Annotated in this window: 11 protein-coding genes; 4 read left to right on the forward strand and 7 right to left on the reverse strand. The window is 28.8% G+C overall.

Translation table 11 applies throughout. The annotated features are described in order from the left end of the window. The 5 genes from ACTHW2_RS08415 to ACTHW2_RS08435 form a co-directional block, all read right to left on the reverse strand. A partial coding sequence (locus ACTHW2_RS08415; RefSeq protein ID WP_442263500.1) for a Cache 3/Cache 2 fusion domain-containing protein occupies positions 1 to 421 on the reverse strand: 421 nt, incomplete at its 3' end. Positions 422 to 488: 67 nt separating this feature from the next. Next, the gene (locus ACTHW2_RS08420) at positions 489 to 866 is read right to left on the reverse strand and encodes a hypothetical protein (RefSeq protein ID WP_442263501.1); all 378 of its coding nucleotides are present in this window, start codon (positions 864 to 866) and stop codon (positions 489 to 491) included. A gap of 10 nt (positions 867 to 876) precedes the next feature. Next, positions 877 to 1,437 (reverse strand): hypothetical protein, encoded by a 561-nt coding sequence (locus ACTHW2_RS08425; RefSeq protein WP_442263502.1) that lies wholly within the window; start codon positions 1,435 to 1,437, stop codon positions 877 to 879. A 273-nt stretch (positions 1,438 to 1,710) separates the two neighbouring features. Then, positions 1,711 to 2,106, reverse strand: coding sequence for a nucleoside-diphosphate kinase (gene ndk / locus ACTHW2_RS08430; protein WP_442263503.1), 396 nt, complete (start codon positions 2,104 to 2,106; stop codon positions 1,711 to 1,713). 162 nt (positions 2,107 to 2,268) lie between these two features. Beyond that, entirely contained in the window at positions 2,269 to 3,153 is an 885-nt protein-coding gene (locus ACTHW2_RS08435; protein ID WP_442263504.1) for a LysR substrate-binding domain-containing protein, read from the reverse strand. Positions 3,154 to 3,378: 225 nt separating this feature from the next. Here ACTHW2_RS08435 and ACTHW2_RS08440 point away from each other — a divergent pair, with 225 nt between their 5' ends. Genes ACTHW2_RS08440 through apgM form a run of 3 tightly spaced genes read left to right on the forward strand, consistent with a single transcriptional unit; the run spans position 3,379 to position 6,089 of the window. Then, on the forward strand, positions 3,379 to 4,101 hold the full coding sequence (locus ACTHW2_RS08440) for an SLC13 family permease (RefSeq protein WP_442263505.1): 723 nt from the start codon (positions 3,379 to 3,381) through the stop codon (positions 4,099 to 4,101). A gap of 8 nt (positions 4,102 to 4,109) precedes the next feature. Beyond that, positions 4,110 to 4,826, forward strand: a complete 717-nt coding sequence (locus ACTHW2_RS08445) for an SLC13 family permease (RefSeq protein WP_442263506.1) — start codon at positions 4,110 to 4,112, stop codon at positions 4,824 to 4,826. A gap of 27 nt (positions 4,827 to 4,853) precedes the next feature. Next, positions 4,854 to 6,089 (forward strand): 2,3-bisphosphoglycerate-independent phosphoglycerate mutase, encoded by a 1,236-nt coding sequence (gene apgM, locus ACTHW2_RS08450; protein ID WP_442263507.1) that lies wholly within the window; start codon positions 4,854 to 4,856, stop codon positions 6,087 to 6,089. 122 nt (positions 6,090 to 6,211) lie between these two features. On the opposite strand, the gene ACTHW2_RS08455 is transcribed toward apgM, so the two are convergent. After that, positions 6,212 to 6,646, reverse strand: a complete 435-nt coding sequence (locus ACTHW2_RS08455; protein ID WP_442263508.1) for a hypothetical protein — start codon at positions 6,644 to 6,646, stop codon at positions 6,212 to 6,214. A gap of 449 nt (positions 6,647 to 7,095) precedes the next feature. Then, entirely contained in the window at positions 7,096 to 7,323 is a 228-nt protein-coding gene (locus ACTHW2_RS08460) for a DUF2798 domain-containing protein (RefSeq protein ID WP_442263509.1), read from the reverse strand. Between the two features lie 163 nt (positions 7,324 to 7,486). Between ACTHW2_RS08460 and ACTHW2_RS08465 the strand changes: the two genes are divergently transcribed. Then, entirely contained in the window at positions 7,487 to 7,708 is a 222-nt protein-coding gene (locus ACTHW2_RS08465; protein ID WP_442263510.1) for a CvpA family protein, read from the forward strand. The last annotated feature ends 46 nt before the right edge of the window (positions 7,709 to 7,754 follow it).

Raw genomic sequence — 7,754 nt, forward strand, 5'->3', positions numbered from 1 at the left:
CTTTCATTACTGTATCATACGCATTATGGTCAGATCCTAAATATGTACCCATAGCTCTCTCATCTTTGTCAGACATAATATTTGTTGAAATTCTTTTAAAGTCATCTCTAATTTTAACAAATATAGTAGCCTTATCTCCTAAATTTTCTAATACAGTGTCTACTACTCCAAATCTACCTTCTATACTCTTCCCATCTTTATCAAGCAGGGTTCCATCTCCTTGGGTCAATCGACCATAAGAGTTATTAATATATTTCATTTTTAAATGAATATTATTTACAACGTGAGTTCTTAATAATTGATTTTTAATATCGTTTATGTCTTCTGCTCTACTTGAGAATCCTAATAAACCTACAACCATACTAGCTAAAAGTGCTATCATGCCAAAATATGCTATTAGTTTTGATTTGTTAAATCTCATAAATTTTACCTCCTTTTTATCATTTATACTTTTCATTTATGTAGCAAATATTTAACTTTCATCCTATCTAATCAAATCCAACAAACACTTTCTTAAAGCCTAGCCAAGCAAAACATGATATAGCTGCCATAGTACCAAGTCTCCCTCCAATACCTGGATACGAATTTATAGTAGCTATAAAAAGTATTCCAGTCATCAAAGATATTACAGACATCTCTAGAAGATTTAACGCATTTTCAAGAGAAATCATTCCCGCATAAGAAGAGCAAGCCGCTGCTGTTGCTAATACACTGCCCATTAAAGGGAAAAAATATGGAAGCATAAGTCCTGATATTAAGGTTATGATTGCTGAAGCTATGACTGCTCCCCTATTTAAAATGTGAGAGACTATATAAGTAGCTATACCTGCAATTACAGATATTATTAAAATAAGTACTTCTTCCATAAAATACCTCCTATATAAAAAATTTTATTATTGCATTTGTAATTATTGTAGATAATGCTGCTGTAGTGCCACCTTTACCACCTATACCTGCATAAATTTCTACAGTTGTTAAAAGTATTATTCCTACTATCAAACTCCCAATTGCTGCTGCTGTAATAGAAGGTATCACAGCAAATGAACTCATCCCCATAAATGATGATGTATATGTTATACCAGCTAAGTCGTTTGGAAGAAATATAGCTGCCATGACACCAACTAATCCATTTGCTATAATTGCTCCATATCCCATCTCATGGTTTATAAACCATGTTAAAGTAACACCTATAAAAGAGCATATTAAAAAATATATACTTCTTTTATTAAAAATAAATTTATCATCTTTTTTTATTACTCTTCTAAAGTGATCCAATAAACTTATTACAAAAAAGCATCCAAAAATTATCAATATTTCTGTCTTGTATAAGTTTCTTTCATTGATCACAGTTGATATAATTAAACCTCCTCCAATTGCAATAAAAGCAAGTAAACCTAATAATGTTCTACCTTTTCCATTAAATAAACTTTTTTTCATTTTGTCGCTACCAAAGATTTACAAAACCCAAACTTAAATATTTTGTAATATCTTTATTTATCGGTAACTTCCTCCTTTACTATTTATTTTATGTTCTTTTTTATATCTATAAACGAATATAAACTAAACAATAGCTATTGTTTAGTTTATATTCGTTTAAAAATCAATCATTGTTGTAATAATATTCAGTTTTCTTTAATTTATCCTATTACAAATATATATTTTCACTTTATTAGTGTTAAATCAATCCATTTATTGTTAAATTCTAAATATTTAAAACCATAAGTCAAGCTCCCTATTGGTACTTTCAATTGAATCAGAGCCATGAATTACATTTTTATTCATGGTGTTAGCAAAATCCCCTCTTATAGTTCCAGGTTTTGCAAGCTTTGGATCTTTATCTCCTATCATCTTACGCATTATTTCAATAGCGGCCTCTCCTTCTACTTCCATTGCCATAACTGGACCTTCCAATATATAGTTTACTAATTTATCAAAAAATGGTTTATCTTTATGTTCCTTATAATGTTCTTCGACTAAAGTTCTATCTGGCTGGAATAATTTAGCTTGTACTATCTTAAAACCTTTCTTTTCTATCCTAGATATAAGCTCTCCTGCAAGTCCTCTTTTTACTCCATCAGGCTTAATCATTATAAATGTATTTTCCACCTTATCTCCTCCATTGAAATGATATATAATATATAATATCATATTTTCTACTTAGCTTACCAAAATATCCTTATATTAGATAATTTTTACTAAGCATTATATAACCTGACCTCTTAAAAATTTTTATCTAATGTAAAGAAGACAAGTTGTTATATAAGAAATTTATTCAGAATCTATTTCTAATAATTTAATAAAAGCTTTTCCTGCTGGTGTTATATGTTTTTTCTTGTCGTGGACTAAATTTATATTTCTTTCTAAATCATAATCTTCGATTTCTAATACTTTTATAAATCCTGCTTTTATTTCTGCTTCTACAGAAGCTTTCGACATAATAGATATTCCAACACCTTCTATCACTGCTTGCTTTATACCCTCTTGATTACTAATTGTAAGCTTCTTTTCAAAATTAAAGTTTTCAAACTTTTCATCTAAAAACTTATATAAGGAAGAGTTTTCATCCTTCATAACAAACAGTTCATCCTTTAACTCCTCCAATATACAAGACTTTCTATTGCTCAACCTATGATAAGTATTTACTATAAGAACCAATCTATCTTTACAATAGTTTTTAATAATATAAGCATCCTTATTCATTTCTATGTAGTGAGATAAAAATACAAATTCAATTTCATGTTTCTCAAGTCTTCTAAAAAGTTCTTTAGATGGCTTTATCAGCATGCTTATTTTTATATTTGGATATAATATTTGAAATTTTTTTATAATCTTAGGTACAATATAAACCCCTATGAAATTGGTAGCTCCAAAAAACAGCGTCCCCTTATTTATATCTTCTATTTGCCTTATATGTTCTACTGAGTTTTCATAAAGTTTAACTATCTCTTCAGCATATTCTTTAAAGTGTATTCCTTCTATAGTCAAGGAAGTTTCATTTCTCATTCTATCAAACAAGGGAACATTTAATTCATCTTCTAGACTTTTTATTTGTTTACTTACAGCTGGTTGAGAGCAATATAATATATCTGATGTTTTGGAGAAGCTCTTACATTCAGATAAAATTAAAAAAGTTTTTAGCTTAGATATATCCACAATTATCACCTTCCTGGATTTATATATACTTATATAATGGTTTCAAATTAAAATGTGTTTTTAAAAAGGTCATCTTAGTTTTATTTTTATCTACTTTCTTTATCCTATTATATGCACTATAACTAATAGTTATCATCGTTAAAACTAAATAGAATTATGTTATAGAGGTTTGCTGCATACAATTATATTAAACACAAAATCAAGAAAGGATAGGTGAGGGTAAGTATGTCAACAAAAAAGATCAAAGATACAAATATTAGTAGAAAAGCAAAAATTGGTGGAATTGCAGCAGTACTTTTATTCATTATCATTATGGCCATGCCACTTCCTGATGGAATGACTATTGAAGGAAAAAGAAGTATGGCAGTCTTTGTTTTCGCTCTTATCATGTGGGTTGCACAGCCAATACCTATTTATCAAACTTCAATTATTGGTATTTTAATACTTCCAATGATAGGTGCAGTTGAAAGTCAAAAAGATACTTTTGGAACACTAGGTTATGATATTATTTGGTTGATGGTAGCCTCCTTTGTTTTGACATCAGCTATAAATGAGACTAATCTAGGAAAGCGTCTAGCACTTAAATTGATTACAAAACTTGGTAAAACTACAAAAGGAACATTAGCTGCATTAATGCTTGTAAACTTTATATTAGCATTTTTTGTTCCTTCAACTACTGCAAGAGCCGTATTATTAGCACCCATAGTGGTAGTACTTTTAGAAGTATATAAACAAATTCCAGGAGAAAGTAATTTTGGAAGATTAATGACACTACAAGGTATTATGAACAATCACCTTGCTACTTCTATGGTAATAACAGCTACATCAAGTCAACTTTTAGCAATAGGTTTTATAAATGAAATGACTAGTTCTAACTTAGGATATATAGACTGGTTATTAGGTTCAGCACCCCAAGCTATAATAACAGCTATACTCATGTTTTTATAGGATACAAAATGTTTAAAGTAAGTTCTAATGGGGTTGGAGGTGGAGATACTAGTAAAGTACTAAAGGGTCAATTAGATGAACTTGGACCTATGTCATTGCAAGAGAAAAAAGCAGCAGCTATATTTGCTTTTACACTTCTTTCTTGGGCAACAGGAAATCATCAAGAACAATGGTTTGGTTTTGGATTAAGCACAGTCCAAACTGCTGTAATTAGTATGCTGCTGTGCCTCCTACCAAAGTATGGAGTACTTGAATGGAAACAATCAGGGATAAAGTGGAATATGATGCTATTTTCAGCAGGAGCCTATGCAGTAGGAAATGCATTTAATGATTCTGGAGGAGCAAGCTACGTAATAGGTAAATTGGTAGATGGAATTGGTCTTGAATCATTAAGTCATAATATAGTAGCAGTAATAATTATCTCTATAACAATATTTAGCCATTTAATATTTACGACTAAAACAGTGCGCGCTACCATATTTATACCAACAGTAATAACATTAGCCCAAACCCTAGGTATAGCACCAGTACCTCTAGCAATGGCTTGTTCCTTTGGAATTGCTTATACTCTTACACTACCCCCACATTCTAAGGTAAATGCCCTCTATCTTAGTCTAGGATATTTCGATGTAGGAGATCAACTAAAACTTGGCCTTGTAACTTGCTTTGTAGGTTCTATAGTTATATCAACATTATACTTTACATGGTTCCAGATATTATTTTAAAATATATTAATAATGGGAGATGGTAAAATGAAAAAAAAAGTTATACTTGCAATCGCAGATGGGATTGGAGATAGACCGTGTAAAGAATTAGGATATATGACCCCACTAGAATATGCAAATACGCCTAATTTGGATAATTTAGCAAAAAAAGGTACTAGTGGATTAGTTGATATAATAGGACCAGGTATACCTATAGGCACAGACCTTGCACATATGATCTTGTTTGGATATTTACAAGAAGATTATCCAGGAAGAGGACCTATTGAAGCATCAGGTGCAGGTCTTACACTTCTTCCAGGCGATGTAGCATTTAGATGTAATTTTGCAACTGTAGACAACAATCTTAATGTAATAGATAGAAGAGCAGGACGAATTAGAAAAAACACCAAAACTTTAGCAGAATCTATAAATAACATTCAAATAAATGGGGTCCAAATTCTATTTAAAGAAGCTACAGAACACAGATCTATACTAATACTAAGAGGTCAAGGTCTTAGTGCAAACATAAGCGATTCAGATCCAAAAGTAATAAAAGGAGATACAAAATATAAAAAAGTTAAATCAACCGATGGATTAGAAGATTCTATATTTACAGCTAAAATTTTAAATAAATTCCTCTTAAAAGCCCATGAAATATTAAAAAACCAAGAAGTAAATAAAACAAGGATAAAAAACAAATTATTACCAGCAAACTTTCTCCTAACTAGAGGAGCTGGAATGATGCCAGACATAGAAAAAATAACAAATAAATTTAGATTTAAAGCTTCCTGTATAGCAGCAGAAGGAACAGTTCTTGGAGTCGCTAGATTAGCAGGATTTAAAATAGTTACAGATAAAAAAATGACAGGCAATATAGATACTGATATAGATTTTAAAGCTAAAAAAGTAATAGAAGAATTAGAAAATAGTGATTTTGTAGCTTTAAACATGAAATGTCCAGACCTAATGGGACATGAGGGAAAACCAAAATTGAAAGTAAAAGCAATAGAATTATTCGATAAACTTATAGGAGAAATATTAAAAGGTAATATGGAAAATACCATTATTGCTGTAGCAGCAGATCATTCCACACCTTGTGAAAAAGAAGAACACAGTGGAGATCCGGTACCTATATTAATAAATGGACCAGGAGTTAGAAAAAATAGAATAGAAAAATATAATGAAATAGATTGCAGCCATGGAGGATTGGGGAGAATAAAAGGACATGAATTTATATCGACATTATATGACTATCTAGAACTTATTAAAAAGGAAGGAAATTAAATAAAAATTAGGGTTATTTATGTAGTCTTCCTCCTTCTATTAACACAAAAAACAGTAGATTCTTCTACTATTTTTTGTGTTAATAATATTAAATTATATATTTTAGTTTAGTCATATTATAATTATAAATCATCTATTTTCATTTTATCTATTGATTTTTTTACACTAATCTTGTTTCTTTCATTTATATAGATTCCTCCTAATATAGCTGTAGGAATATTAGTTATTAAGAAAGTAAAAAACATACCAAGAACCACATCTGAGGTTACTTCTTCTTTTACTACTTCTTCTGTCACCTCTGTTGGTTCTTCTATAGTATCTTCTACCCCTTCATCTACACCACTATCACTAGTAGTAGAAGTAGATGTCATTAGGGTAAAGGCAGCCATACTAAAAATTATATAAATAGATAATAAAAAAGAAATTACAGGCAATATAAGCCCTAAATATTTGTTTTCACTTCTAGATAATTTTACTTGAATAAAAATTCCTATTCCTATTATAGATATAAAAATTAATAAGGGTAATATTAACATTATTTCTGCTCCACCAAACATCTATACATCATCTCCTTCCATATTTTTTCTGTATTCATTAATTAAGACTTTTGCTGTATCAAATTCTATTTTTTCATATACCAAGTTATTGGTATTATTTACTCTTACAATATATCCAATTTATTTAATCTATAACTTCATTTCCTCGACTATATATTACTCATTTGGATCATACATATAAATTTACATATAAAAACACTTCCAAAGTATGCATTCTAATTAATTAGAATGCATACTTTGGAAGTGTTATATAATTTTATGCCTCTCTATATAGATTATATTTAATAATTCAGATGTTTACTCTTTAGAGGCATTTAATTCTTTATGAAATATCTTATGAGTTTTTCTTGCTTCTTTTAAAAGATTGTAATCAGATAGCAATTTTAATCCTTATGTATAATTTAATTAGTATAGTATTATAGTTTTATAAATATTTTAAAGTTTTAAGATTATTCTTCCACTATTTTATTTGTTATTTTTTCTGCCCATGGAATAAAAACATTTGCTAATGGTACAGAAATAGCTGTACCTGCTAAGGCAGATTTTAAAAATGCTATTATAAAGCCTGCTCTAAATCCATAATTTATTATTACCATAATAAAAGCAATTGGAACAGATATAAATACAGCAGCAAGACACGAAAATATAATTCCTCTATATTTTTTATCTATTTTCATAAATATCATCTCCTATCCTATCTTATATTTAAATTTTGATTATAATTTCTAATAAACAAAGATATTTTTATGATATCATATATATACTTATATATACAGGCACTAATATATAAGTATATATTTAAAAATACTTATTAAATAATACATTTAGAAAGGAAATGTTATGAATATAATAGATATAGTTATCTTAATAATTATCGGATTAACTGCTTTGTCCGGCTACAACAAAGGTTTTATTTTATCGCTCCTTAGTTTAGTAAGAATATTTCTCTCTATAATAATATCTAGATTCACCTATCCATATATAATAGATTTTTTAACTAAAAACACTAATATATATTATAGTATAAATAATTTTTTATATCCTAAAATAATGAATGGATAGGTTACACTTAATAGGACAGTTCTTTACTTAACATGGTACAATTAAA

This window comes from Tissierella sp. (assembly GCF_052089545.1).
Classification (GTDB): Bacteria; Bacillota; Clostridia; order Tissierellales; family Tissierellaceae; genus Tissierella_A.